This window comes from Stenotrophomonas sp. 71799_Sma, assembly GCF_056482505.1.
Genome location: NZ_CM151202.1, coordinates 2483281 through 2507080 on the forward strand (window position 1 = coordinate 2483281; position 23800 = coordinate 2507080).

Annotated in this window: 27 protein-coding genes and 1 pseudogene; 10 read left to right on the forward strand and 18 right to left on the reverse strand. The window is 65.3% G+C overall.

Annotated elements, in window-relative coordinates; all coding sequences use genetic code 11:
- Positions 1-2: 2 nt before the first annotated feature.
- Positions 3-509 (reverse strand): hypothetical protein, encoded by a 507-nt coding sequence (locus ACZK4Z_RS11515; protein WP_171954309.1) that lies wholly within the window; start codon positions 507-509, stop codon positions 3-5.
- A 10-nt stretch (positions 510-519) separates the two neighbouring features.
- On the reverse strand, positions 520-1683 hold the full coding sequence (locus tag ACZK4Z_RS11520) for a zinc-dependent alcohol dehydrogenase (RefSeq protein ID WP_171954310.1): 1164 nt from the start codon (positions 1681-1683) through the stop codon (positions 520-522).
- Between the two features lie 149 nt (positions 1684-1832).
- Between ACZK4Z_RS11520 and ACZK4Z_RS11525 the strand changes: the two genes are divergently transcribed.
- The 4 genes from ACZK4Z_RS11525 to ACZK4Z_RS11540 all read left to right on the forward strand — a co-directional run bounded on the left by ACZK4Z_RS11525 (position 1833) and on the right by ACZK4Z_RS11540 (position 3303).
- On the forward strand, positions 1833-2021 hold the full coding sequence (locus ACZK4Z_RS11525; protein WP_100445724.1) for a hypothetical protein: 189 nt from the start codon (positions 1833-1835) through the stop codon (positions 2019-2021).
- 98 nt (positions 2022-2119) lie between these two features.
- Positions 2120-2749, forward strand: a complete 630-nt coding sequence (locus ACZK4Z_RS11530) for a DUF6766 family protein (RefSeq protein ID WP_171954311.1) — start codon at positions 2120-2122, stop codon at positions 2747-2749.
- A gap of 3 nt (positions 2750-2752) precedes the next feature.
- The gene (locus tag ACZK4Z_RS11535; RefSeq protein WP_430370096.1) at positions 2753-2998 is read left to right on the forward strand and encodes an isochorismatase family protein; all 246 of its coding nucleotides are present in this window, start codon (positions 2753-2755) and stop codon (positions 2996-2998) included.
- Between the two features lie 35 nt (positions 2999-3033).
- Positions 3034-3303, forward strand: coding sequence for a cysteine hydrolase family protein (locus ACZK4Z_RS11540; RefSeq protein WP_430370098.1), 270 nt, complete (start codon positions 3034-3036; stop codon positions 3301-3303).
- 25 nt (positions 3304-3328) lie between these two features.
- On the opposite strand, the gene ACZK4Z_RS11545 is transcribed toward ACZK4Z_RS11540, so the two are convergent.
- From ACZK4Z_RS11545 to ACZK4Z_RS11560, 4 genes and pseudogenes are all read right to left on the reverse strand, one after another.
- Positions 3329-3562, reverse strand: coding sequence for a hypothetical protein (locus ACZK4Z_RS11545; RefSeq protein WP_171954312.1), 234 nt, complete (start codon positions 3560-3562; stop codon positions 3329-3331).
- A 122-nt stretch (positions 3563-3684) separates the two neighbouring features.
- On the reverse strand, positions 3685-4131 hold the full coding sequence (locus ACZK4Z_RS11550; RefSeq protein WP_216653766.1) for a Rap1a/Tai family immunity protein: 447 nt from the start codon (positions 4129-4131) through the stop codon (positions 3685-3687).
- Between the two features lie 46 nt (positions 4132-4177).
- Positions 4178-4807, reverse strand: a complete 630-nt coding sequence (locus ACZK4Z_RS11555; RefSeq protein WP_171954313.1) for a hypothetical protein — start codon at positions 4805-4807, stop codon at positions 4178-4180.
- 97 nt (positions 4808-4904) lie between these two features.
- A pseudogene (locus ACZK4Z_RS11560) lies at positions 4905-5117 on the reverse strand (substrate-binding domain-containing protein); the annotation flags it as partial.
- Between the two features lie 266 nt (positions 5118-5383).
- Here ACZK4Z_RS11560 and ACZK4Z_RS11565 point away from each other — a divergent pair.
- Entirely contained in the window at positions 5384-6631 is a 1248-nt protein-coding gene (locus tag ACZK4Z_RS11565; protein ID WP_171954314.1) for an arsenic transporter, read from the forward strand.
- Between the two features lie 24 nt (positions 6632-6655).
- Here ACZK4Z_RS11565 and ACZK4Z_RS11570 read toward each other — a convergent pair whose 3' ends face one another.
- The 5 genes from ACZK4Z_RS11570 to ACZK4Z_RS11590 all read right to left on the reverse strand — a co-directional run bounded on the left by ACZK4Z_RS11570 (position 6656) and on the right by ACZK4Z_RS11590 (position 12086).
- On the reverse strand, positions 6656-8089 hold the full coding sequence (locus ACZK4Z_RS11570) for a porin (protein WP_171954315.1): 1434 nt from the start codon (positions 8087-8089) through the stop codon (positions 6656-6658).
- 133 nt (positions 8090-8222) lie between these two features.
- Entirely contained in the window at positions 8223-8999 is a 777-nt protein-coding gene (locus ACZK4Z_RS11575; protein WP_005409726.1) for an ABC transporter permease, read from the reverse strand.
- Positions 8983-9816 carry an ABC transporter ATP-binding protein gene (locus ACZK4Z_RS11580; protein ID WP_005416613.1) on the reverse strand — a complete coding sequence of 278 codons (834 nt, stop codon included), beginning with the start codon at positions 9814-9816 and terminating at the stop codon, positions 8983-8985. Before ACZK4Z_RS11580 ends, ACZK4Z_RS11575 begins: the two co-directional genes overlap by 17 nt.
- A gap of 14 nt (positions 9817-9830) precedes the next feature.
- Positions 9831-10889 carry an ABC transporter substrate-binding protein gene (locus tag ACZK4Z_RS11585; RefSeq protein ID WP_134957781.1) on the reverse strand — a complete coding sequence of 353 codons (1059 nt, stop codon included), beginning with the start codon at positions 10887-10889 and terminating at the stop codon, positions 9831-9833.
- Between the two features lie 75 nt (positions 10890-10964).
- Positions 10965-12086: a 4-oxalomesaconate tautomerase gene (locus ACZK4Z_RS11590; RefSeq protein WP_430370104.1), complete on the reverse strand. Its 1122-nt coding sequence runs from the start codon at positions 12084-12086 to the stop codon at positions 10965-10967.
- A 109-nt stretch (positions 12087-12195) separates the two neighbouring features.
- Here ACZK4Z_RS11590 and ACZK4Z_RS11595 point away from each other — a divergent pair, with 109 nt between their 5' ends.
- Entirely contained in the window at positions 12196-13098 is a 903-nt protein-coding gene (locus tag ACZK4Z_RS11595; protein ID WP_049481172.1) for a LysR substrate-binding domain-containing protein, read from the forward strand.
- Positions 13099-13159: 61 nt separating this feature from the next.
- On the opposite strand, the gene ACZK4Z_RS11600 is transcribed toward ACZK4Z_RS11595, so the two are convergent.
- From ACZK4Z_RS11600 to ACZK4Z_RS11610, 3 genes are all read right to left on the reverse strand, one after another.
- Positions 13160-13540, reverse strand: a complete 381-nt coding sequence (locus tag ACZK4Z_RS11600; protein WP_019337724.1) for a hypothetical protein — start codon at positions 13538-13540, stop codon at positions 13160-13162.
- A gap of 275 nt (positions 13541-13815) precedes the next feature.
- A complete protein-coding gene (locus ACZK4Z_RS11605) occupies positions 13816-14700 on the reverse strand; it encodes a methylenetetrahydrofolate reductase (protein WP_171954317.1) in 885 nt (294 codons plus the stop codon).
- On the reverse strand, positions 14700-15614 hold the full coding sequence (locus tag ACZK4Z_RS11610; protein ID WP_430370107.1) for a LysR family transcriptional regulator: 915 nt from the start codon (positions 15612-15614) through the stop codon (positions 14700-14702). Before ACZK4Z_RS11610 ends, ACZK4Z_RS11605 begins: the two co-directional genes overlap by 1 nt.
- Positions 15615-15689: 75 nt before the next feature.
- On the opposite strand from ACZK4Z_RS11610, the gene msuE reads away from it, so the two are divergent.
- The 3 genes from msuE to ACZK4Z_RS11625 are packed head-to-tail and all read left to right on the forward strand — an operon-like array spanning position 15690 to position 18385.
- On the forward strand, positions 15690-16277 hold the full coding sequence (msuE, locus tag ACZK4Z_RS11615) for an FMN reductase (protein ID WP_171954319.1): 588 nt from the start codon (positions 15690-15692) through the stop codon (positions 16275-16277).
- A gap of 56 nt (positions 16278-16333) precedes the next feature.
- On the forward strand, positions 16334-17311 hold the full coding sequence (locus ACZK4Z_RS11620) for a DUF1852 domain-containing protein (protein ID WP_109814153.1): 978 nt from the start codon (positions 16334-16336) through the stop codon (positions 17309-17311).
- A gap of 39 nt (positions 17312-17350) precedes the next feature.
- Entirely contained in the window at positions 17351-18385 is a 1035-nt protein-coding gene (locus ACZK4Z_RS11625; RefSeq protein ID WP_171954320.1) for a methionine synthase, read from the forward strand.
- Here ACZK4Z_RS11625 and ACZK4Z_RS11630 read toward each other — a convergent pair.
- The 4 genes from ACZK4Z_RS11630 to ACZK4Z_RS11645 form a co-directional block, all read right to left on the reverse strand.
- Positions 18342-18914: a hypothetical protein gene (locus ACZK4Z_RS11630; RefSeq protein ID WP_253900872.1), complete on the reverse strand. Its 573-nt coding sequence runs from the start codon at positions 18912-18914 to the stop codon at positions 18342-18344. The genes ACZK4Z_RS11625 and ACZK4Z_RS11630 overlap by 44 nt on opposite strands.
- Positions 18915-18992: 78 nt before the next feature.
- Positions 18993-19808, reverse strand: a complete 816-nt coding sequence (locus ACZK4Z_RS11635) for a S1 family peptidase (protein ID WP_171954321.1) — start codon at positions 19806-19808, stop codon at positions 18993-18995.
- 134 nt (positions 19809-19942) lie between these two features.
- Positions 19943-20299, reverse strand: a complete 357-nt coding sequence (locus ACZK4Z_RS11640) for an excalibur calcium-binding domain-containing protein (RefSeq protein WP_430370111.1) — start codon at positions 20297-20299, stop codon at positions 19943-19945.
- A gap of 85 nt (positions 20300-20384) precedes the next feature.
- Positions 20385-21389, reverse strand: a complete 1005-nt coding sequence (locus tag ACZK4Z_RS11645; protein WP_191862315.1) for an extracellular catalytic domain type 1 short-chain-length polyhydroxyalkanoate depolymerase — start codon at positions 21387-21389, stop codon at positions 20385-20387.
- A gap of 221 nt (positions 21390-21610) precedes the next feature.
- Here ACZK4Z_RS11645 and ACZK4Z_RS11650 point away from each other — a divergent pair, with 221 nt between their 5' ends.
- A complete protein-coding gene (locus tag ACZK4Z_RS11650) occupies positions 21611-23785 on the forward strand; it encodes a TonB-dependent receptor (RefSeq protein ID WP_478451546.1) in 2175 nt (724 codons plus the stop codon).
- Positions 23786-23800 lie beyond the last annotated feature (15 nt).

Consider the following 23800-nt stretch of genomic DNA (forward strand, 5'->3'; position numbering starts at 1 on the left):
CCTCACGGATCCGTCTGCGTGCGTTGCTCTCGTGCACGCACGCACTGCCGCAGTTCCCACAGCCATGGCAGCACCACCAGGCCCAGTGCCGGCAACAGGGCGAACCACCAGACGTCCGGTGCTGCAGGTTTCACGTCGAGCGACCACCCGGGGTGGACCTGCCAGCCGACCCAGCCCAGCAGGACCCACGGCGCGGCATCCAACACGCTGTGCACATGTTGTTCCGCCGGGCTGATGCGTCGACGGCCGTCCGCGCTGACGGTATCGAAGTATCCGGCGACCGCGTGTGCGATGACCAGAAGTGCCAGAAACGTGAGGAGCGACAACGTGTTTTCCAGCAGCAGCCACGCCAGCACGCCGCTGCCGATCAGCAGCAGCTGCACCCCATGCAACAGGCTTTCGCGCATCGCGGAGGTGTGTGGAAGGTCGGTCCGGCGGTGAAAATGGAAGTCCAGCGAACCGGCCACCAACCACAGTGCGTACACACAGCCCACGACAATCGCACTCATGGCGCCACGCTCACGGTGTCAGAACGATCTTGCGGCAGTCGTCATCCTTGGCATCAAACATCGCATAGCCCTGCGCTGCATCGGCCAGGCGCATCCGGTGCGAGATGATGTCACCCGGGTCCAGCTTTCCTTCCATGATGGCGTCCAGCAGCTCGGGCATCAGCCCCTGGACATGGGTCTGCCCCATCTTGAACGTCAAGCCCTTGTCGAACGCGTCGCCCAGCAGGAAGCCGTGGATGAAGCCGGCATAGACACCGGGGATGCTGACCACGCCGCCGCGGCGGGCCGCTGCGATGCACTGCCGGATCGCCACCCCGCTGCTGCCCTCCAGCTTCACGGCAGTCAATGCTGACTCCAGCGCACTGCCCTCGGCTTCGAAACCTACCGCCTCGATGCAGGCGTCTACGCCGCGCCCGCTGGTCTGGGTCAGGATGTAATCGGCCGGGTCCTCGATCTCCCTGAAGTCGATGGGGGTCACCCCGTAAGCGCGACGCGCGTAGTCAAGGCGGTAACGAAGATGGTCGACCATGAAGATGGTCTCTGCGCCCAGCAGGCGGCAGCAGGCCGCGCTCATCAGCCCCACCGGGCCCGCACCGAAGATGGCCACCGTCGAACCCGCCTTCACCCCTGCGTTCAACGCAGCCTGGTAGCCGGTGGGGAGAATGTCAGACAGGAACAGCACCTGCTCATCAGCAATGCCTTCCGGAATGCGCAAGGGACCCACATTCGCCTTCGGTACACGCACGAATTCGGCCTGCCCACCGGCCACGCCGCCATACAGATGGCTGTAGCCGAACAAGGCGGCCGGAGGCAGTATGCCCTTCTGATTCAGTGCGGCGCCCTTGCCCGGATTTGTGGTCTCGCAGGCGGCATGCTCGGCCAGCCGGCAGTGGAAGCACTCGCCGCAGGCAATCACAAACGGGATCACCACGCGATCACCGGGTTTCACCTGGGTCACGCCGCTGCCGACCTCTTCCACCACGCCCATGAATTCGTGGCCCAGCACATCGCCATCGTGCAGGTCAGGAATCTTGCCCCGGTACAGGTGCAGGTCCGAACCACAGATGGCGGTGGCGGTCACCCTCAGGATCAGATCATCCTCGGCCGCCAGCACCGGGTCCGGCACAGTCTCGACGCGCACATCCCTGCGGCCGTGATAGGTCAACGCCTGCATCGCGGTTCTCCAGAAAGATCGGAACACCAGCATCGCAGGACACTCCTCCTGCTGCGGTGACATCCGGGTGTGCGCAGCGTTCATTCCGCGGCGTCGTGGCGTTAACCCGGACCGGTGCAGGCTTCAGGTTCTCGCCGCAGGAGCTGCCCATGAACGACAAGCTGCCTTTCAATCCAACCACAGACGTGGACGATCAGTCGAAGGCCCATACGCCGGACAAACGTCGCAACGACCAGGCCAGGTGGAAGGACCACGACATGCCCGACGATGGGGACGACCCCAAGGCGGTACCTGAAGACTACGAGCGGCCGGATCCTGACCCGACAGGCAAGCGTTGAGCCCGCCTCACATCCTCGATGCGCAGTAATCACGAGCCCTGCCCTCTTGCCCGCGCATGCTTCCGCACGGTCTTTGGAACAGCTGATCGAGGTGTTGCATGTGGAAACGCAACGGTCTCTCGCTGGTGCTGCTTGTACTCACCGTCGTGTTCATCGTTGGGCAGGCAGTTGCGGGGCACCATGTCCACAACGAGGAGTTGACGCAGCACGGGCGCGCGCCGATCGATCTATGGCACTACCTGGAGACCGGCCACTTTGTAAGCGCCACATTCGAGAACTGGGAGAGCGAATTCCTGCAGATGGGCATGTATGTTCTCCTGACCGTCAGCCTTCGCCAGCATGGCTCGGCTGAATCGCGGCCGTTGGACCCTGCACGGGAGCAGAGCCGCGTCGAGCCAGGACCTACGCCCTGGCCGGTGAAGCGTGGCGGCATCTGGAAGGTGCTGTACGGTCATTCGCTTGCAATCGCCTTCGGGCTGTTGTTCCTGCTGAGCTTCACGCTGCACGCGTTGGGAAGCTGGCGAGCCGAGCAAGCCGAGAAGCTGTTGCAGGGCCTGCCCGCACCCGGCTTCCTGCAGCACCTGGCCAGCAGCACATTCTCGATGCAGAACTGGCAGAGCGAATTCCTCGCCGTGCTGTCCCTGGTTGTACTGACGATCTTCCTGCGCCAGAAGGATTCGCCGCAGTCCAAGCCGGTCGAGGCCCCGCACGCACAGACAGGTGATTGAGCCATGGGACATGATCCATCGACGGCCTTGCTGATCATCGACATGTTCAGCCGTTTCGACTTCCCCGGGGCGCAGGATCTTGCGCCCGCTGCGGAGCGGGCGGCCAGACAGATCCGGCGTTTGAGAGACCACTTCGATGACCGTAGGTGGCCGGTCATCTATGCCAATGACAATTTCTCCGACTGGAAGCGTGACTTCCGCCAACAGGTCGCACAGTGCAAGCGGGACGGGGGGCAGCCGGACGGATAGCCGAGCTGCTCTCTCCCCTGCCCGATCACTACTTTGTGCTCAAGCCCAAGCACTCGGCGTTCCTCGCCACCCCGCTGCCGGTCCTGCTGGCCAAGCTGAGCGTGCGCCGACTTTGGCTCAGCGGGATGACAGCCGATTCGTGCGTGCTGGCAACCGCGTTGGACGCCAACGCCAGGGAGTTCGACGTCGTGTTGGCACGGGAGGCCGTGGCGGGGAGGCCGTCGCAGAAACAGCGGGCAATGGCGCTGCTCGCCGACTCGGGAGCAGCCCGGGTGGCACGAATTGCTTCTCTTGTGCCGGCATGACCAGCGGGATGGAGCTGCATCCCGCTCAAGCCCGGTCTGCGACACCCTTTACACCAGCATGACTGGCGCAATGTGCGCAGCAGAAGATCTGGCCGTTTCCCTCGACACCGTGTCCGATGATGGCGCAATCGCAGTGGGTGCAGCGCGGGGCGAACGCATGGATCGCGCATTCGAACGAATCGAACGTGCCGCTACGCCCGCCCTGGTGAAGGGTGAAGCTCTTGTCGTAGTTGTTGCCGCAGACATCACAGGTGGCCATGGGGCACCTCGTGCTGTGGAAGGAACATGCAGTGTGGACAGCGCGGGTGTCGGTAGCCGTGAATGCACCGTGTCGCGAGGGTGTAGGACGTTCGCGTCGTCACGCGTTGAGCGCGGCCTGTTCTATTCGTCTTTGCCGGGCTCGGCACTGCCACCACGTGACGCGCCGCCACCACAGGGAAAGGCCGTTCGAAGCCCTTCGGCAACCAGTGAAGACGCATCCTGCTGCAATCGCTCGCGGGGCAGCTGTCGAAGATGTGAAGCGACCCGGTCAACCAACTCGTGCGGAAGAATCCGGCCTTGGCCACACCACTGGGCGTGGCTGGCATCGGCAACGCCCTGGATATAGGCGCTGGCGCGAGCGCTGGACAGGCTTCGGCACTCATCGCCGTCGCAGAAGCCGTCGGCGCCATTTCCTTGCAGCAGCGTCATCAGCTCCGCACCACTGACAAGCCAGGTGCGTGCCGGTTGCGTTGTACCGGCAAGGGCGGATCCCGGCAGGACGCAGAGGCCCAGTGCGAGGAGCCAACGTATGCCGCGACGCGCATGGAGGGCGTGATGTCCTTTCATGTCGGGGTCCTTGGCGGTCGTCCCAGTGGGATACACACAGCGTGGGTCAAAGTCGATCGAGCTGGTTGCGCGGATGAAACTCCGGGTCGTCCTGGTCTTCCAGCATGGCCTCCACCAGTGTTTCGAAGGACGCGGTGACGGTATCCAGGTCCGTGGAAGACAGGAAGCTGGATTCCCCCTGGCCGACCAGCGCAATCGCGGCAACGGTCTCCCGCTCATCGTCCTCGGCCCAGAGATAGTCGTGGATCAGCGCCATCCCTTGGTCGCCTGCCGTCAGGAAATCGGCGGCGCTTCGTGCCACCGCAAGAAACGCGATGAGATCGTAGAGGCTTTCCGAATAGGTCAGCGATCCTGCAACAAAGTGCGTGCTGCTGCGGTCATAGGCGGCAACCTGGATGTTCTCAGCCTGTGCAGAGGCCAGGAAGGCTTTCAATGCGGCGCGATTGTCTGGGTAACGGGCCAGCAGCGCCTGGCAGTCCGCGAGCAGGCGATCCAACGCCTCGTCGCTTGAAGAGGCCAGGTATTCGCCGTTGCCCAGGTGCCACTGCCCGGCGATGCATCGCCAGTCGGACCATCGGGATGCTGCGGGCACGGGCGCCGCCAGCCATCTGGAGAGATCTTCGTGGCACAACTGCAGGCGGAGCAGCGCTGAATAAGGCTCTGACAAGGCGATCATCCATCGTGTCTGCGTGTACAGATGGCTTGTAACAGACAACGGCTGGCCCGCCAACACCCGGACGGCGCTCTCAGGGTCGCCGCAATCGGGCGTCGAGCTATCGCGCAGCCGTCGACCCTCTGACCACGCACCGGCCCGTCATCACAAGTCGGCGCACCGGCAGCTCCGGCGTGCGCAGGCGTTCAAGCAGCATCGACATCGCGGCCCGCCCCATCTCCTCAACCGGTTGCTCAAGCACGGTGATGCCCGGCTCGACCAGCTCGGTCCAGCGTTCGTTGTCGAAGCCGGCCAGTGCCAACGCGTCTGGAAGGGCACAACGCTTGCGATCACCTCGGTCGTACTGGGCACCGAGTTTGATCGCAAGGTGGAGTGTGCGACGCAGTAGGCGCGGTGTTGAATGCCTTGGCGCGGCCGTCACGGAACGCGCCGCGCCAGGGCATTCGCTGGGCAGCCGGCACGGTATGATGCCGCAACCCCGGCACTTGCACTGATCGCAGCGGGCGCCTGCACGCCGATCACATACGCCGGAGAACCGGCGGCGGGGTCGATGGATGGCACCGCGCACGCCCCTACTCCATGCTCGCTTCCCATTCTTCGCTCATCATCTGGATGGCGGTGGCCGTTGCCACTGTCGGCCTGCTGTTCCGCCCGTTCCGCATCCCGGAGTACGTGTGGGCGCTCGGCGCGGCGGCGTTGCTTCCGCTCAGCGGCACCGTGTCGTTCGGCACTACCTGGCACGCAGTCGCCGAAGGCCGCGACGTCTACCTTTTCCTGGTCGGCATGATGGTGCTGGCCGAGCTCGCCCGGCGCGAAGGCCTGTTCGATTGGGTGGCGTTGTACGCGGTCCGGCATGCGGGCGGATCCGGGCGACGCCTGTTCGACCTGGTATTCCTGGTCGGCACGCTGGTGACGGTGTTCCTGTCCAACGATGCAACGGCCGTGGTGCTGACCCCGGCGGTCTACGCCGCCTGCAAGGCGGCGCGTGCCAATCCCCTGCCCTACCTGTTCGTCTGTGCATTCATCGCCAATGCGGCCAGCTTCGTGCTGCCTATTTCCAATCCGGCCAACCTGGTGGTGTACGGCCAGCACATGCCGCCGCTGCTGCAGTGGCTGGCGCAGTTCGCGCTGCCGTCGGCGGCGGCGATCGGTGCCACCTACCTGGTCCTGCGCTGGGTGCACCGGCGCGAGATCGCCCAGCCGCTGGTGGCCGCGCCGGCGCATCGCCCGTTGACCGACGGCGGCCGGCTGAGCGCACTGGGCGTGCTGTTCACCGGCACCGTGTTGCTGGTCACGTCCGCCTTGAACGGGCCATTGGGCCTGACCACGTTCTGCGCGGGCACGCTGAGTGTGGCCGTGGTGGCGATCCGCCAGCGGCGCAGCCCGCTGCCACTGCTGCGCCACGTGTCCTGGGGCGTGCTGCCGCTGGTGGCGGGACTGTTCGTGCTGGTGGAAGCGGTGGCGCAGACCGGTGTCATCCAGACCGCGGCCAGCTCGCTGCAGGCCGTGGCGCAGGCGTCTCCCCGCCAGGCCAGCTGGCTGGCCGGTGGCGCGGCTGCGCTGCTGAGCAACGTGGCCAACAATCTGCCGGTCGGCCTGGCCGCCGGTTCGCTGGGGCAGATGGCCGACCTGCCGGCGCAGACCCGTGCCGCATTGCTGGTCGGCGTGGATCTGGGGCCCAACCTGTCGGTCACCGGTTCGCTGGCGACGATGCTGTGGCTGGTGGCGCTGCGCCGCGAGGGCGAGCATGTCAGCGCGCTCGACTTCCTGCGTGTCGGCGCGCTGGTGATGCCGCCGGCGTTGATCGGAGCATTGCTGCTGCTCTGATCGGCGCGCGAGCGGCATGCGTTTCTAGAAGGCCACCTGCAGGCGGGTATTGAAGGTGGTGCCTTCATCCCTGCCCTGGCCGGTGCCGCTGCGGTTGCGGGTCTGCCAACGGATCGCCTCGAACATCACGCGGCTGAAGTCGTTGAGATACCAGTTCGCACCCAGCGTCCACGCGTGGCCTGTACCGCCACTGGGCAGCTCGGCATAGTCCACGTCCTCGTAGCGCCCTTTCAGTTCCCAAGCCCCGGCGCCGCCGCGGGTGACAGGATCGGCCACCTTGACCCGGCCCCAGGTGCCGGCCTTGCCCGAATAGGCCGGCCTTGCACCAGCCAGGAACCAGCCCGCCGAAATCGCCCAGGCCTGGTGGTCCAGATCGTAGCGCCCGCTGGCGTCGGCCCCGCGCAGGTTGCGCGTACCCCATTCGCCGGTCGCCCAGGCCGGCCCGAAGAAGCCTGCCAGTTCCGCGCCATGGGCCGTGCTGCGCTCGGCGCCCAGCAGTGTGCCCGGCGCGATCTTGACCAGGTCGTTGAAGTGCCCGGCGATGGCCGAACTGCGGACGACGCCGCTGGCGCCTGCGGCGATCTCCTCGTGGAAGACCCAGGCCCCCAGGTGCACCGTGACCGCATCGTTGGCCACCGGGTTCCAATGCACGCGCGTGGCCCAGGTCTGGCTGTCGTTGTCGGTGCCGGTGTTGTTGAGATCGTTGCCGGCCACCGACAGGCTGGCATGCCAGTCCTTGCCGTACACGCGCTCGGTCAGGCCGACACCGAACAGGCCGCGCTGCGGCAGCATCAGCGTGCCGACCACGTTGCGGTCCTGGAACGGCGTGTTGGACGTGCTGCTGGAGCCGTCGATACCCCGGTCGTTGAGGCGGTTGCCCACGGTCAGGTCGGCCGGCAGCCCGAACAGGCGGTGGTCCACGGTGGCGTAGACCGACTTCCACGCCACCGCGTTGTCGGCGAAGTCACCTTCCACCGCCCAGCCGAGGATGCCGTAGCGGCCTTCGGCGCCCAGCCGCACCGAGCGGATCTCGGTACCGGAGATGTTGCGGTCACTCACTGAGGACCCATCGGTGCTGGATGCGTCGACGAACAGGCGTCCGCGCGGACGGAACACCACGCTGCCATCGGCACTGCTGAATTCCGGTGCGCCCTTGGACCAGGTGACCTTGGGCGCCTTGGCCTGGCTGGATTCCAGTGCGGCAATGCGGGTGTCCAGCGCGGGAGCCTGCGTTGCGACCGCCGCGCCGGAAGTGCCGCGCCCGCCCTCCACGGCACGCAGGCGCGCCTCCAACTGCTGGATCTGCAGCGCCTGCTGCTGCACCAGGCGTGAGAGTTCGGCCTGGCTCAGTGGTGCGGGAGGGGACGAAACAGCCTGGGCGCCAACATGGCCACTGGCCAACAGCAGGCCAAGCGCGACCGGCAGCACTGCCAGCGGCAGCACGGTGGAATGATTCATGGGCTCTCTCTCCGGCCAGCCGGCCCCCTGGCCCGGCGCTGGCCTGTTGCGGTGGTGCGGGGGAAGATCGGGGGAGGAAGTGCGCGCCGCCGGATCGGTCCGGCGGCGCGGCGGGCCGGTCAGCGCGGCCGGTTCAGCTGGTGGCCTGTGCCTGGGCGTTGGGACGCCAGGTGATCAGCTTGTTCTCGACCACGTCCAGCAGGGCGTCGATGACCAGCACGAAGGCGGCCAGGATGATGATGCCGGCGAACACGCCCACGGCATTGAAGTTGCCCTCGGCCTGCGCGATCAGGTAACCCAGGCCCGCCGAGGCCCCGAGGTACTCACCGATGATCGCGCCGACCACCGCGAAGCCCACCGAGGTGCGCAGCGAGGACAGGATCCAGCTGGCTGCTGCAGGGAAGTAGACATGGCGCAGCAGGTCGCTACGGCTTGCGCCCAGGATGCGGGCATTGGCCAGCACCACCGGATTCACCTCGCGCACGCCCTGCATGGCATTGAAGAACGTGGTGAAGAACACCAGGGTGACCGCCAGCGCCACCTTCGACCACAGGCCCAGCCCCAGCCACAACACGAAAATCGGCGCCAGTACTACGCGCGGAATTGCGTTGAAGCCTTTGATGAAGGGGTCGAGGATGCGCGCCGAGCGTCGGCTCAGGCCCAGCCACACGCCGCCAGCCACACCCAGGCCGGTGCCAATGATGTAGCCCAGCGCGGTTTCGGTCAGGGTGATGTAGACGTGCTGGTAGAACGAGGTATCGGACAGCCAGGTCCAGGCCTGCTGCACGATCGCTGTTGGCGAAGGGAAGAAGAACGGATCGATCACGCCCAGCGCGATACCGCCTTCCCAGCCGCCGAACACGGCGACCACCAGGGCCAGCTGGATGAACTTGTCAGTCTTGGCGTGCATAGCTCTTCTCCACTTCGCCGCGCAGGCAGGCCCAGATGTCGCGGTACAGGTCGGTGAAACGGTCATCCAGCTTGATCTCGGCCACATTGCGCGGACGCTCCAGATCCACGTCGAAGCTGCGCACCACGCGGCTGGCTGGGCCGGAGGACAGCACCACCACGCGATCCCCCAGGGCGATCGCTTCTTCCAGATCGTGGGTGATCAGGATCACCGAGCGCCGGTCCTCCTGCCACAGGCGCAGAAGCTCGTTCTGCATCAGGTGCCGGGTGTGGATGTCCAGCGCCGAGAACGGTTCATCCATCAGGATCACCTTCGGCTCGACGATCAGCGCCTGCGCCATCTGCACACGCTTGCGCTGACCACCGGACAGCTGATGGGGGTAGCGATGCTCGAAACCGGCCAGGCCGACCTTGGCCAGCCACGCGTTGGCCTTGGCCTTGCGTTCGGCTTCGGGCACGCCGCGGAAGCGCAGGCCGAGTTCAACATTCTGGTAAGCCGTCTTCCACGGCAGCAGCGCATCCTGCTGGAACAGGTAGCCGACCGACTCCTGCACACCGCTGACGGCGCGGCCGTCGATGCTGACCTGCCCGGAAGACGGCTTCAGCAGACCCGCCACGGAATTGAGGATGGTGCTCTTGCCGCAGCCGGTCGGGCCGACGATGGCAAGGAACTCGCCGTCACCCACCTGGATGTCGACATCACGAACGGCGGTGAATTCGCCAAAGGACATGGTCACCTTGTTGAGGGCGACCATGGTCTGTGCAGGCTCCAGCTGCGGCGCGCCGTTGAGCTGGCGCACGGTGGCATTGAGGGCCATGGGATTACCTCCGCTTACGGTTGGGCCGCCGGCGCCGCAGCGTTGGCACGCTCGACGAAGGCATTGGTGTAGGTCCTGGACAGATCGATGTTGGCCTTGGCCACATCCGTGTTGAACTCGCGCAGCACCTTCAGCGGAGTTTCCAGGTCGGCCGGCGTGAAGTGACCGTCCCGGGTAAAGATCGCGCGGGCGTTCTCCACCGCGCGGGCATAGGTGGCGCGGTCGCCGGAGACGTAGCTGTCCGGCAGCGCGGCAACGATCTCTTCGGCACTGTTGTCGGCGATGAACTTCAATGCCATCTGCTCGGCACGGGCGATCTTCTCGGCCGCTTCGGGGCGCTTGTCCAGGAAGCTCTGGTTGGCATACATCACCGAGGTCGGGTACAGGCCGCCATAGACCTGGCGGGCGCCGTCGTCGCTGCGCGCGTCGAGGAGGATCTTCCCGACCTTGCGCTCGGTGATCAGGGTGGCGGCCGGGTCGTAGTTGACCAGCAGGTCGATCTTGCCCTGCTCCAGGGCGGCAACCGCTGCGGCGCCGGAGCCGACGCCGATCAGCGAGATGCTGTCGGCCGGAATATCATGCTGGGCGAGGAAGTGACGGACGAAGAAGTCTGACGAGGAGCCCGGTGCGGTAATGCCGACCTTCTGGCCCTTGATGGTGTCCGGGCGGGCCGGATCGAAGGTGGCATCCTCGCGGCCGGCCATCACCAGGCCGGAGTTGCGCGAGAGCAGCACGAAGGCCACCACGTCCTTGCCCTTGGCCTGCATCTGGATGGTGTGGTCGTAGAAGCCGACGGCCACGTCGGTGGAATTGGCCACCAGCGCCTGCAATACCTTGGAGCCGCCCTGGGCGAAGTTCTCGGTCTTCACTTCGAGACCGACATCCTTGAAATAGCCCTTTGCGTCGGCGATGAAGAACGGCAGGTTGTTGAGGTTGTAGGAGCCGACGCTGATGCGTACCGGTGCATTGTCACCACCGCCGGCGGATGCGCCTTCGGTGCGCCCGCTGTTGCTGCATCCGGCCGCGGCCAGACCAGCCGCGCACAGCGCGGCCATCAAGAACTGCTTGTACATCATCCCTCCCAGGAGTGAAGCATCTACGTTGTAATGGCGGGCATGCGTGTCTACGCCGGCCCGTCCGGATTCAGATCATGCCGCTGACGTCCATTGGCGGGCTTGGGTGGCACTGGCCGTGGTGGGCGCGGGCGAAGTCGCGTACACGCGCCCCTCGAACAAGCGGCGCGCGGTGCGGACCACGCTGGCAATCACCGGCGAATCGCCCGAGCTGCGACTGAGGCCCACCTCCAGGGCCCCGCTCGGATGTTCGAGGGTAATGCGGCCGGGAACGGACAGGCATCCGACCAAAGTGTGGGCCAGCGTGCCCGGCGTGACGGCGGCGGTGGCCAGGCCAACGGCACCGGTAATGGCCAGCGCGGTGTGGCATTGATGCGGCATGAAATAGCGCACCTGCAGATCGCCCCCATGTTGCGGCGCCGACAGCAGCACCGGCTTCGGAATGACCTTGTTGCCAGCGTCGGCGATGCCCATGCGGGCGCCCGCATCGATGCGCAGCGCTTCCAGCCGGCGCATGAATACCGCGTCCGCGTTCAGTTCGGCGGGCGGGGCATCGCCGCGCACGCCCAGGTCTTCGGCACGCACCAGCATCATCGGCATCGCGCAGTCCACCAGGCTGACCGGCACGCCATCAATGGTCTCCTGCGCGTGCCCGCTGGGCAGCAGCTTGCCGGTGCGGGCACCTGCCGCATCAAGGAAGGAGAGCCTGACCGGCGAAGCCGAGCCCGGCGCGCCGGCAATGCGCGTGTCACCTCGGTACACCACGTTGCCGCCGGGCGTTTCCACCGTGGCGACGATCAGCTTGCCGGTGTTGACGTTGTGGATGCGCACCTCGGTCTGCGGATCCTGCGCCTGCACCAGCCCACGCTCGATGGCATACGGGCCTACGGCCGCCAGCATGTTGCCGCAGTTCGGCGAGGTATCCACCACCTGCTGCTCTACCCGTACCTGGGCGAACAGGTAGTCGACATCGGCGTCCGGACGGCTGGAGCGGTCGATGATCGCCACCTTGCTGGTCAGCGCGTTGCCTCCGCCGATGCCATCGATCTGCAGCGGATGCCCCGATCCCATCACTTCCAGCAGCAGGCGATCGCGTTCGGCGGTGTTAGCCGGAAGGTCGCTGGCCAGGAAGAACGGGCCCTTGGAGGTACCGCCGCGCATGAGAACGCAGGGAATGCTGAGCAGATCGTTGGACATACGTGTGCTAGATTGATGCGTATAGGGGATGAATGACCCCTCTGTGATTCGATACTGGCATGACCCCAATTAATCTGTGAATTGCTGATTTTTGGATGATTGATACCCAATGAGCATCAATTGCGAAATCCTGGATCTGCGTGCGTTCCTGCTGGTGTCGGAGACCCGCAGCTTCCATCGCGCTGCGGAAATCCTGCACGTCTCCCAGCCAGCACTCAGCCGGCGGATCCAGAAGCTGGAACAGGCGGTGGGGTCGCCGCTGCTGGAGCGGACCACGCGCAGCGTCAGTACCACCGCTGTCGGCGAGAACCTGCTGCCGCTGGTGCGTCGCATGCTGGAGGAATTCGATGGATCACTGTTCTCACTGCGCGGCCGCGAAGACACCCGCGGCGCTACCGTCACCATCGCCTGCCTGCCTACGGCCGCGTTCTATTTCCTGCCCAGCGTGATGGCGCGTTTCCACGAAGCGCACCCGAACGTGCGCTTCCGCATTCTGGATATCCCGGCCACGGAGGGCCTGCAGGCAGTGGAACGTGGCGAAGTCGAGTTCGGCATCAACTTCATGGGCGCCAACGATCCGAATCTCGACTTCGACGTACTGGCTGAGGACCCCTTCGTCCTCGCCTGCCGGCGCGATCATCCGCTGGCGCGCAAGCGCAAGGTGGAATGGGCCGACCTGGCCGAGCACCAGTTGATCACCGTGCATCGCACCAGCGGCAACCGCACGCTGCTGGATGGTGCGCTGGCGCGCGAGAACCTCAAGTTGAGCTGGCACTACGAAGTGACCCACCTGTCGACGTCACTGGGCATGGTCGAGGCCGGCATCGGGGTGTCGGTGCTGCCGAAGATGGCCACGCCAGATGGGGGTCACCCCACCCTGGTGACGCGCGCGATCGGCAACCCGGTGGTGTCACGCACGATCGGCATCGTCCGCCGCCGCGGCGCCCTGCTCTCGCCCACGGCGGAGCGATTCCTGCAGATGCTGATGAGCCAGTGGCGTGGGGAGGCGTGAGCAGCCCCGCAGTTCACGCACCCATCCGTTCCGGCACACTGGGCGCTGACAGGGTCGCCCTTCATGACGAGGCCGCGAAGATCGACGCAATACCTGCAAGCGATCCCACGGCCACCCATGAGAGCGTGGCGAATGCAGTCAGCAGTACCTTCCGGTGGACGGCCTGCGCTTCGTTCTGGGCCTCCGACCGTCGCGCATAGGGCCTGGAGAAACCCAGCAGTTCGCCGGTGACAGTCAACACCCCCATCAGGATCAGTGCGGTCACGCAGAAGCCGAACATGGAGCCTATGAAGGCCAAATGGCGGGTGTCGCCGATAGCCGGCTGAGTCCCGGCCAGGGCTTCCACAAGTTGCCCCGTCCACCGGGCGGGCAGCCAAGCCAGGGCTGCGACAATGCCGAAGTGACTGGCCACGTTGATCCAGAACCAGGATGTGGTCTTCATGACGTCAGCGTTTCCGGTGTTGGCCAGTGGCGGGCATCGTGACGCCTGCGCCAGCCCCGCGCAACGCTGCATGGGGAAGCCAGCCAGCGGCCGGCACTACCAGGTCAATCAGCCTGCGGTTTCCAGCCCCTTGCCTGCCGCATCCATCCGCAACGAGGCCAGGTACCGGCAGTACTTGCCGACGAACATGAGCGGTCCCTTGGTGAAGGTGGCGAGGGGCCCTCGCCTTGGCGCTCACTATTCGCTTCCGCCCCAATGGCGACCAGTGACAGCTGTCAGTCTTCGTGGATTACGCCGCGCGCACCGCGAACACGCTGCCGGTACTGCTCGATCCACTCCAGCGAGGGCGCAACACCGCCGAACGGGAACAGGTGCGGACTGACCTGGCCATGCGCGCTGGTCAAGCCCTTCACCAGGCGATCGACGAAAACCTCCGGCCCCGCCGTTCCGAGCAGGCGGCCGATCGAGATGCCATACCGGGCGAGCATCGATGCACTGGCGCCTACGCCGCACATCGCCGCATAACGCAGCAGGCGGGTGATGCTGGCCGGACCCGGCACACCGACCAGCACCGGAACGGTGATGCCACGCGTGCGCAGTGCATCCAACCAAGTCAGCACGGTATCGGCATCGAACGCGAACTGGGTGACGATCAAGGGGGCCATGCCGCGTGCTTCGATGCGCTGGCATTTGTGTTGAAGCGCCTGCCAGCGTTCGTCACTGCTCATTACCGGGTGGCCTTCCGGATGCCCACCGATGGCGGCGACCTTGATACCGTGTCGCTCCAGAAGACCGGTCTCGATGATCGACGCGCTGTCTGCAAATGGTCCGATGGGCGTGGCTAGGTCACCCGCGATCAGCAGGCAACGCGCGACCCCGGCTTCGCCGGCGGCACGTTCCAGGAAGCGTTCAAGCGCTGCGTGTGACCCGATACGCCGGGCGGAGAGATGCGGCATCGGCTCGAAGCCGAGCTCGCGCACCGCGCATGCGGCGGCCAGGCGTGCGTCGTCGTCCTCGCTGGCTAGCCAGGGAATGGAGATGATTGTGCCGCGCGGTATGCGGGCCGCCTCGGCGCGCAGCGCAGGCATGGCTTTCGCGCTGACTTCCAGTGAAAAGGCGTTGAGGAAGGCGTCCGCCCGCAGTGACATGCCTGCCGACATCAACGCGCTCCGCCCACATTGCCGGCAAGCGGCGAGCTGTTACGGGCCAGCTCGATGAAGGCCTGGAGGTAGTCGATACCGGTATCGGCCTCGCGCGCGCTCAGGTAGATCTGCTTGGGGATGCCTTTGGCACCCAGGCGGACGGGCACGACGTCCATGCGCGCGGCGTACTCCTCCACCAGCCAGCGCGGCATGGCGGCCACGCCGCGGCCGCTGGCCACCATCTGCATCATGATGTCGGTGGTTTCAATGGCCTTGTGGCGCCGCGGCGTGATGCCGGCCGGCAGCAGGAACTGGTTGTAGATGTCCAGACGCTCGAACGGCACCGGGTAGCTGATCAGCACTTCCTGGCCGAGCTGGCGCGGCTTTACGTAGTCCACCTTGGCCAGGGCGTGGTTGCTGGCCACCACCAGCACCTGCTCGTAGTCGAACACGGGAATGAACTTCAGGCCTGGCTTCAGCAATGGGTCGGGGGTGACCAGCAGGTCGATCTCATAGCCGAACAGCGCGCCGATGCCGCCGAACTGGAACTTCTGCTTGACGTCCACATCCACGTCCGGCCATGCCGCCAGGTACGGCGAGACGATCTTCAACAGCCACTGATAGCAGGGATGGCACTCCATGCCGATGCGCAGCGCGCCGCGCTCGCCCTGTGCGAACTGGCCCAGCCGCTCCTCGGCCAGGTCCAGCTGCGGCAGCACGCGGTTGGCGACTGCCAGCAGGTATTGCCCGGCCTGGGTCAGCCGCAGGCTGCGGCCTTCGCGCAGCCACACATCGGTGCCGAGCTGCTGCTCCAGCTTTTTCATGCTGTGGCTCAGGGCTGACTGGGTCAGGTTGAGCACGCCGGCCGCGGCGGTGAGCGAGCCCTGCAGCTCAACCTGCTGCACGATGCTGAGGTGGATCCGTTCCAGCATGACGATGAATCTCGCTCATGGATTGGTGAAGTAATACCATTTTACGTCATGGAAGGCACTGACTAGGATCGGGTCATGCTTTCACCTGCCCACCCCCTTCGAATCGTCGCCGTCTCCGGCGGATTGCAACGCCCTTCCAGGGCCGCCACGCTGGCCGAGCATCTGCTGGACCTGATCGGCGAGGACATCCATTGCGAGCAACACCTGATCGAACTGGGCGAGCTGGCGCCGCAGCTGGCCGGCGCACTGTGGCGCTCACAGTTGCCCGACGCTGTGGAGCGGCAGCTGGTTGCTGTTGAACAGGCCGACGTACTGGTGGTGGCAACGCCGGTCTACCGCGGTTCGTACACGGGGCTGTTCAAGCACTTCTTCGACTTCATCCACCAGGACGCACTGGTCGACACCCCCATCCTTCTGGCCGCCACCGGTGGCAGCGAGCGCCACTCGCTGGTGATCGACCATCAGCTGCGCCCGCTCTTCAGCTTCTTCCAGGCGCGCACCCTGCCAGTGGGTGTCTACGCCACCGATCGCGATTTCGCCGACGGCCGCGTGCACAGCGACGCCCTGATCGAGCGGGCGCGACTGGCGGTACGGCGGGCCATGCCGCTGCTGGCGCTGCCCCGCCATCGTGCCACCGCCCTTGAGACCGCCGCAGCGCTTTGAATGCCGGATGCCCTCGCCCGCATCCGGATGCCACCCCGCAACACGGAACGCCGCCCATGACGACCGACACCTTCACCTTCAGCATCACGCGCATCCCCTTCAACGAGGACTACCAGCCCGCCGATGGCACGCGCATCACCACCAATTTCGCCAATCTGGCGCGCGGCGCATCCCGGCAGGAGAACCTGCGCAACACGATCAGCATGATCAACAACCGCTTCAACGATCTGGCGCACTGGGACAACCCGAGCGCGGATCGCTATGCGGTCGAGCTGGACATCATATCGGTGGAGATGCACATCGACGGCAGCGATGGCCGTGATCCGTTCCCGTTGATCGAGGTCCTGCGCCCAACCATTGTCGACACGCAGACCGGTGCGCGTACCGAGGGTATCGTCGGCAACAACTTCTCGTCCTACGTGCGCGACTACGATTTCAGCGTGGTGCTGCCGGCCAGCAACGAGGGCAAGGCCACCTTCGGCATTCCGGAAGGCTTTGGCGACCTGCATGGCAAGCTGTTCAAGCACTTCCTGGAGTCTGACGCCTACCGTGCCAACTTCAGCAAGGGGCCGGTGATCTGCATCAGCGTATCCAGCAGCAAGACCTACCACCGCACCGAGAACCACCATCCGATCCTGGGCGTGGAATACCGCCAGGGCGAGTTCTCTCCCACTGACCAGTATTTCGACAAGATGGGCCTGCAGGTGCGCTACTTCATGCCACCGGGCAGCGTGGCGCCGCTTGCCTTCTACTTCCAGGGCGACCTGCTGGGGGATTACTCGAATCTGGAACTGATCGGCACCATCAGCACGATGGAAGCGTTCCAGAAGATCTACCGCCCGGAGATCTACAACGCCAACTCCGTGGCCGGCAAGGTCTACCAGCCCAGCCTGAAGCACCAGGACTATTCGTCCACCCGCATCGTCTACGACCGCGAAGAGCGCAGCCAGCTGGCGGTCAAGCAGGGCAAGTTCACCGAAGAACACTTCATCAAGCCGTATCGCGCCGTGCTTGAGCAGTGGGCTGCCCGTTGATCCATCGATTTTCCATTCGCCCCCAGGAAACAAGACGCAATGTCGACGAAGAAACTGCTCCCTACCTCCACCGCCGGCAGCCTGCCCAAGCCGTCCTGGCTGGCAGAACCCGAAAAGCTCTGGTCGCCCTGGAAGCTGCAGGACAAAGGCCTGACTGAAGGCAAGCAGGATGCCCTGCGCCTGTCCCTGCAGGAACAGCAGCATGCCGGCATCGATATCGTCAGCGACGGCGAGCAGACCCGGCAGCACTTCGTCACCACCTTCATCGAACACCTCAGCGGCGTTGATTTCGAGAAGCGCGAGACCGTGCGCATCCGCAACCGCTACGATGCCAGCGTGCCGACCGTGGTCGGCGCAGTGAGCCGTCCGAAGCCGGTGTTCGTGGAGGATGCGAAGTTCCTGCGCCGGCAGACCATGCAGCCGATCAAGTGGGCACTGCCTGGCCCGATGACGATGATCGACACGCTGTACGACGCGCACTACAAGAGCCGTGAGAAGCTGGCCTGGGAATTCGCGAAGATCCTCAACGAGGAAGCAAAGGAGCTGGAAGCCGCTGGCGTGGACATCATCCAGTTCGACGAGCCGGCCTTCAACGTGTTCTTCGACGAAGTGAACGACTGGGGCGTAGCCGCGCTGGAGCGTGCGATCGAAGGACTGAAGTGCGAGACCGCCGTGCACATCTGCTACGGCTACGGCATCAAGGCCAACACCGACTGGAAGCAGACGCTGGGATCGGAATGGCGGCAGTATGAAGAGTCGTTCCCCAAGCTGCAGACCTCCAACCTCGACATCATCTCGCTGGAATGCCACAACTCGCACGTACCGATCGACCTGATCGAGCTGGTGCGTGGCAAGAAAGTGATGGTGGGCGCCATCGACGTGGCTTCCAGCACGGTGGAGACCGCCGATGAAGTAGCCAACACCCTGCGCAAGGCCCTGCAGTTCGTGGATGCCGACAAGCTTTACCCGAGCACCAACTGCGGCATGGCGCCGCTGGCCCGTGAAGTGGCACGGGGCAAGCTGCGTGCGCTCAGCGAAGGGGCCCGGATCGTGCGTGAGGAGCTTTCGGTGTAGCCCTGGCTGGAGATGTGTTCCCGTTTCGGCGCGGGGAGGATGGAATCTGGCCGGGTACAGACCAGGCTCCACCTCGTCCCTGCACCTCGGGCCTGGCGGCCATCATGCGCGGCCGTGGTGTCAGCGCTTCCTTGATCCTCCCCATCTCCCCTGCCCCGGCTTCAGCCAGGCGCCGGGCCTGCTGCCGCTGCTCCCGCGTCAGCACCTGCGAGGGCACGGCGCCCGCGCCGGGCGCAACAGCCACCAACCGCGCCACCGCATCGCGCAGAGGCAACTGCGGGCAGAGCCGTGCAGCACACCAGCGCTCGGCGTAGCGCTTGGCCTGACGGGCGCTGGCGGCGGACACGACCTTGGCCTGTGACATCTTGCGTGCGTCCAGATACAGGCGGAACCCGAGCACGGCATGCGGCACGATACTGGCCACCGAACGGCCGTTCCACCACAGATCCCAGCGCTCGCCGCTCTGCACCCACCCGGATGGCCGGGAGGCGGTCATGCACGCAGGGAATTTGAACGAAGAAGAGGCCATGGCGGGAAGGATACGAACACCCGTCGCATGACTTGAGACCGGGCGAACACCTGCGCGGAAGGCTGCCCGGATGCACCATTACCGTGACGCGTCACGCACGATGATGCTTTCGATCCAGTTGAGGTAGCGGGACACGCGGACGTTGTAAACCACCTGGCCATAGAAGCCCGCCTCTAGCGCATGCTCGGGAACGGCGGTGATCCAGGAGCCGAGGCCCACCAGCTGCCAGGTCCCTTCCTTACTGATCAGCAGCGGGCCGCCGCTGTCGCCGTTGCCGAGCACGCCCTCAAGGGGAAGGCCCTGCGGAGGTGGATCGAACCGGTACCAGAGATAGCGCGTGTTGCCGCCGGTGATCGCGTTGCAGGCTCGCCGCAGCGTCGTACGATGCGACCCGCCGGGCGCCAGCCCCACGGCACCGTTGCCGGTGGCGCCTTTCCCTATCAGGGAGGCGACCTGCGTGACCTCGTCGGCGCCACGGTAGAGTGCGACCGGCGGCACACCGCTCACCGGGGCGGCAAGTCTGATCAGTGCAATGTCGTCCGACGCTGCCAGAAACGCATGGATTTTCGATGCGCTCCCGGTTGCCATCGCTTCCTTGCCCAGCGCCTCGGGCATCCTCCGGTAGCCGGGGTGCAGGAAGACACGCTCGACGCCGTAGCCCTTCCCATCGATGGTGATCGTGGCATCCATCCCCTCCATCGGCGCGGCATGCGCGGCAGTCAGCACCCACTGCGGTGCGATCAGGACGCCGTGCCCCTCGCCCGGCATGTCTGCCAGTGCCGGGAACACCGATGCGTCGATCCGGTACCTGGCATCGTCAACATCATCGCGGATGACCACGGCACCGGCGGCGAACGGGAGCGTGGCCAATGCCAGGAAAATCCAGCGCTTCATGATTGCTTTCATCCTTGCAGTTCAATCACAACAGCCTAGGGGATATCCCTGCAATACGGGGAGATCGTGCGACCACTCCCGGCGATGGCCGACGAACCCGGGGAAACGGGAGTTGAAGCCAGGTGGGCCATGCCCTACCTGCGGCCCCGATAGGGTTCGCAGCCCACGCCGTCATTGTCACGATCGAGGTGCGGGCCATACCCCGGATCACCACGCCGTACCGGCGCAACCCCGGCGGCGCGGGCCTCCGCGCAGTTGGCAAATGCCCGGGAACCGCGCGCGGGGGCAGGGGCGAAACTGCTGCGCGGAGTGTCGACGTATCGAGGGGCGGCTGGAGCGCCTCGATGGCAGTGATACTCACCCGTTTTCCGGTTGGTGTGGCAACCCTGCTTGTCGAGCCCGCCCGGATGCGCGAGCGCATTGTCGGACAGTGCCAGTGCGAGCATGCCGGATGCAGCCAATACGATGGAATCTCGGCGCCGGGTATCCATGCCTTCCCCCTGTCAGGCAATCCTGCCAAAGGGAAGGCTAGCATGGTGTCTCGACCGCCAGGCTTGACGCTGCAGCGGCGACCACTCAGCGCTGGTAGTCCTTCAGGAACAGCCAGGTGATCAGCGTGGCATCCGGCCCCTTCGGGTCGGTGAATGGCAGGCCCGACTGGCTGCCGCTCCAGGCATGCCCCATGCCCTGCACCACATAGTGCTGGACCAGCGTCCTGCCGCCGTACGCGTAGGTGTCGACGGTATACGCGCGGCCGCCCGGCACCTGGCCGTGATAGGTGCTGGTCGGCACGTACTTCACCGAATCGTTGTCCATGCCGTCGTCGGCCAGGTCATTGGTCTGCAGGAACTGGCGCACGGCCTGCTGCCCGTTCACCGGGTTGACGGTGAGGTCGGCGCTGCCATGGAACACCAGCACCGGCAGCGGTCGCGGCGACGGCGAACCCGAACACTGCCATGCCAGGCGACCGTTGCTGTCCGGCGAGTAGATGCTGCCGGCCAACAGTGCGTAGGCGCTGCCGGAAATCGTGGTCGCGCCCTTGAACATGCCACCGGAATGGATGGCACCTGCGGCGAACACGTCCGAATAGCAGCCCAGCATGATCGAGGTCATCGCGCCGCCCGCCGAAATGCCGGTGACGTACACGCGATGCGGATCAACACTGTAAGCCGCCTTCACCTTTTCCACGATGCCGGCCAGGAGCGAGGGCTCGCCACTGTCGCGTGCCTGGTTGATCGGCAGCTGCCAGTTCCAGCAGCGGGCCGGATTGGAGGTGACGTTCTGCCGCGGGTAGACCACGATGAAGCCTTCGGTGTCGGCCACATCGTTGAAGCCCGAGGCCTCGCCCATCAGGTTCGGCCCGGTCACGCAGCCGTGCAGCACCAGCAGCAGAGGCAGCGGTTGTGTGTCGTCGTAGCCGGCGGGCACCCACACCTGGTATTCGCGGGCGCCGAACAGATTGCCGTACAGGCCAATGTCCCAATGCCCGGCCGGGCCTGCGGCACCGGCGCTGCCCGCCATTGCCAGCCAACTGCACAGCACCAGCAGTACAACCTTGATCGAATCGATTCCGGATTTCATGGCCAGATCCTCATGCGTGAGTCGTGGATGAAGGGGTACCGGGATGCGCTTCCGGCTGGGGGCGCGCCCAGTATCCGCATCCGGCGGCCGCTGCCGACTGGACCTAGGTCCACTCGCCGCTGCCCGATGACACCGCTAGCCTTCGCTGCAGGGGTGGCAATGGGCCATCTGCAAGCACCTGTCTGGGGGAGGACCGAATGAAACGGAATTGTTTGAGTCTCATGATCGGCGCGCTGCTGGCTTCCAGGCCGGTACTGGCACAGGAAGCGCCCCAGGCCACGCCGACGGCGGGCAGGACTGCATCACCCACCAACCTGGACAGCATCAAGGTCACCGCACGCAAGCGCGAGGAAACCCTGCAGGAGGTGCCGGTTGCCGTCACTGCGTTTACCTCCGAGGCGCTGGACAAGATGAATGTCCAGGACATCAGCGACCTGGATGCGCAGGTGCCCAACCTCACCATCTACGCTGCCCGCGGCGCCAGCAGCACGGTCACCGCCTACATCCGTGGCATCGGCCAGTCCGATCCCACCTGGGGCGCCGATCCGGGCGTGGGCATCTACCTGGACGACGTCTATATCGCGCGCCCGCAGGGTGCGCTGCTGGATGTGTTCGATGTCTCGCGCATCGAGGTGCTGCGCGGCCCGCAGGGCACGCTGTATGGCAAGAACACCATCGGCGGCGCGATCAAGTACATCTCGCGCGGCCTGCCCACCCAGGCCGAGGGCTTCGCCCAGATCACCGTGGGCAACTACAGCCAGCTGGATGCGAAGGCGGCCATCGGCGGCCCGATCGGCGGTGCCGACAGCGGCCTGCGCGCCCGTGTAGCGGTGGCCAGCATGAACCACGACGGGTTTGGCGAGAACACCTTCAACGGCCAGCCGGTCAGCGACAAGCAGATCAACGCGGCACGCCTGAACCTGGGCGCGTATGCGGGCGATGACTTCGACGTGCAGTTCGCACTGGACTGGATCGACGATCAGTCCGGCATGCGCGGCTCGAAGATGCTGGCGCCCAATCCGTTCCTGCCCGCCTACCCGCCGATGGACAGCCGCTATGACATCCGCTCGGGCATGCGCAACCTCAACAACGTGGAGAGCAAGGGCCCCTCGGCCACGGTGAACTGGCGGCCGAACGAAGACATCGCACTGAAGTACGTGATCGCCAAGCGTGAATCGGACAGCGAGGCCAACATCGACTTCGATACCGCGCCGGTCAAGCTCGCCGACGTGGGTGGCACCTACCACGACGACCAGGTCAGCAACGAAGTGCAGTTGAACTACGATGCCGGCGGCCGGGTGCGCGGCGTGGTCGGCCTGTACCAGTTCAGCGGCGAAGCTGGCGGGCAGATCCAGAACAACTACTTCAGTGCGCAGTTCGCCGACAACCAGGGCAAGGTGCTGACCGACAGCATCGCGCTGTACGCGGACTGGACCTTCGACCTGACCAGCAGACTGAAGCTCGATGTCGGCGCCCGCTACACCGACGAGGACAAGCGCGCGATCGTGCTGAACCGCCTCTACGCCGACCCGGGCTTCAGTCGGCCGGCGGCGGTGACCGCCGATTTCGACAAGAAGACCAACTTCAAGAACGTCTCGCCCAAGGTCTCGCTGGACTACCAGATCACCCCGGACATCATGGTCTATGGCCTGGCGACGCGTGGCTTCAAGTCCGGTGGCTACAACATCCGCGCCAACGCGGTGGCGGTACCGCGCTCGGCGGAGCCGTTCGATGACGAGACCGTGGACAGCTACGAAGTCGGCAGCAAGATGGCCTTCCTCGACCAGCGCCTGTTCCTGAACCTGTCGGCGTTCTACAACAAGTACAAGGACATTCAGCTGTCGGTGTTCACCGGCCTGGATACCAACGGCGATGGCATCGACGATTCCTTCTTCGGCGACTTCACCAACGCCGGCGCCGGTACCGTCAAAGGCCTGGAAGTCGAGTATCAGTACCTGCCCAGCCAGCACTGGCTGATTTCCGGCAACCTGGCATGGCTGGATACCAAGTACGACGAGTACATGGACCGCGGCATCAACGTGGCCAGGCAGATGAAGTTCACCAATGCCCCGGAATTCTCTGGTGCGTTCAACGTGGAATACCGCACCGACCTGGCCAACGGCAGCAACCTGTCGGCACGGGTGAGCTACAGTTACCAGAGCGAAGTGTGGCCGACCACCGACCTCAGCCCGGTGATCCGACAGCAGGGTTACGGGCTGGTCAATGCCGGCGTCATCTGGCGCTTGGATGACGCGTGGACCTTCTCGCTGCAGGGCACCAACCTGGCCGACAAGGAATACCGCACCACCGGCTACAACATCCCGGCGGTCGGCACGCTGATTGGCTTCTATGGCCCACCACGCGAATATAGCCTCAGCGTCCGTTACGATTTCTAGCGCATCCGTTACGAT

Excerpts from the sequence above, each read along its gene's own strand:
- ACZK4Z_RS11515 (WP_171954309.1), bottom strand. The coding sequence starts at position 509 with ATGAGTGCGATTGTCGTGGGCTGTGTGTACGCACTGTGGTTGGTGGCC.
- ACZK4Z_RS11520 (WP_171954310.1), bottom strand. The coding sequence starts at position 1,683 with ATGCAGGCGTTGACCTATCACGGCCGCAGGGATGTGCGCGTCGAGACT.
- ACZK4Z_RS11525 (WP_100445724.1), top strand. The coding sequence starts at position 1,833 with ATGAACGACAAGCTGCCTTTCAATCCAACCACAGACGTGGACGATCAG.
- ACZK4Z_RS11530 (WP_171954311.1), top strand. The coding sequence starts at position 2,120 with ATGTGGAAACGCAACGGTCTCTCGCTGGTGCTGCTTGTACTCACCGTC.
- ACZK4Z_RS11535 (WP_430370096.1), top strand. The coding sequence starts at position 2,753 with ATGGGACATGATCCATCGACGGCCTTGCTGATCATCGACATGTTCAGC.
- ACZK4Z_RS11545 (WP_171954312.1), bottom strand. The coding sequence starts at position 3,562 with ATGGCCACCTGTGATGTCTGCGGCAACAACTACGACAAGAGCTTCACC.
- ACZK4Z_RS11550 (WP_216653766.1), bottom strand. The coding sequence starts at position 4,131 with ATGAAAGGACATCACGCCCTCCATGCGCGTCGCGGCATACGTTGGCTC.
- ACZK4Z_RS11555 (WP_171954313.1), bottom strand. The coding sequence starts at position 4,807 with ATGATCGCCTTGTCAGAGCCTTATTCAGCGCTGCTCCGCCTGCAGTTG.
- ACZK4Z_RS11565 (WP_171954314.1), top strand. The coding sequence starts at position 5,384 with ATGCTCGCTTCCCATTCTTCGCTCATCATCTGGATGGCGGTGGCCGTT.
- ACZK4Z_RS11570 (WP_171954315.1), bottom strand. The coding sequence starts at position 8,089 with ATGAATCATTCCACCGTGCTGCCGCTGGCAGTGCTGCCGGTCGCGCTT.
- ACZK4Z_RS11575 (WP_005409726.1), bottom strand. The coding sequence starts at position 8,999 with ATGCACGCCAAGACTGACAAGTTCATCCAGCTGGCCCTGGTGGTCGCC.
- ACZK4Z_RS11580 (WP_005416613.1), bottom strand. The coding sequence starts at position 9,816 with ATGGCCCTCAATGCCACCGTGCGCCAGCTCAACGGCGCGCCGCAGCTG.
- ACZK4Z_RS11585 (WP_134957781.1), bottom strand. The coding sequence starts at position 10,889 with ATGTACAAGCAGTTCTTGATGGCCGCGCTGTGCGCGGCTGGTCTGGCC.
- ACZK4Z_RS11590 (WP_430370104.1), bottom strand. The coding sequence starts at position 12,086 with ATGTCCAACGATCTGCTCAGCATTCCCTGCGTTCTCATGCGCGGCGGT.
- ACZK4Z_RS11595 (WP_049481172.1), top strand. The coding sequence starts at position 12,196 with ATGAGCATCAATTGCGAAATCCTGGATCTGCGTGCGTTCCTGCTGGTG.
- ACZK4Z_RS11600 (WP_019337724.1), bottom strand. The coding sequence starts at position 13,540 with ATGAAGACCACATCCTGGTTCTGGATCAACGTGGCCAGTCACTTCGGC.
- ACZK4Z_RS11605 (WP_171954317.1), bottom strand. The coding sequence starts at position 14,700 with ATGTCGGCAGGCATGTCACTGCGGGCGGACGCCTTCCTCAACGCCTTT.
- ACZK4Z_RS11610 (WP_430370107.1), bottom strand. The coding sequence starts at position 15,614 with ATGCTGGAACGGATCCACCTCAGCATCGTGCAGCAGGTTGAGCTGCAG.
- msuE (WP_171954319.1), top strand. The coding sequence starts at position 15,690 with ATGCTTTCACCTGCCCACCCCCTTCGAATCGTCGCCGTCTCCGGCGGA.
- ACZK4Z_RS11620 (WP_109814153.1), top strand. The coding sequence starts at position 16,334 with ATGACGACCGACACCTTCACCTTCAGCATCACGCGCATCCCCTTCAAC.
- ACZK4Z_RS11625 (WP_171954320.1), top strand. The coding sequence starts at position 17,351 with ATGTCGACGAAGAAACTGCTCCCTACCTCCACCGCCGGCAGCCTGCCC.
- ACZK4Z_RS11630 (WP_253900872.1), bottom strand. The coding sequence starts at position 18,914 with ATGGCCTCTTCTTCGTTCAAATTCCCTGCGTGCATGACCGCCTCCCGG.
- ACZK4Z_RS11635 (WP_171954321.1), bottom strand. The coding sequence starts at position 19,808 with ATGAAGCGCTGGATTTTCCTGGCATTGGCCACGCTCCCGTTCGCCGCC.
- ACZK4Z_RS11640 (WP_430370111.1), bottom strand. The coding sequence starts at position 20,299 with ATGGATACCCGGCGCCGAGATTCCATCGTATTGGCTGCATCCGGCATG.
- ACZK4Z_RS11645 (WP_191862315.1), bottom strand. The coding sequence starts at position 21,389 with ATGAAATCCGGAATCGATTCGATCAAGGTTGTACTGCTGGTGCTGTGC.
- ACZK4Z_RS11650 (WP_478451546.1), top strand. The coding sequence starts at position 21,611 with ATGATCGGCGCGCTGCTGGCTTCCAGGCCGGTACTGGCACAGGAAGCG.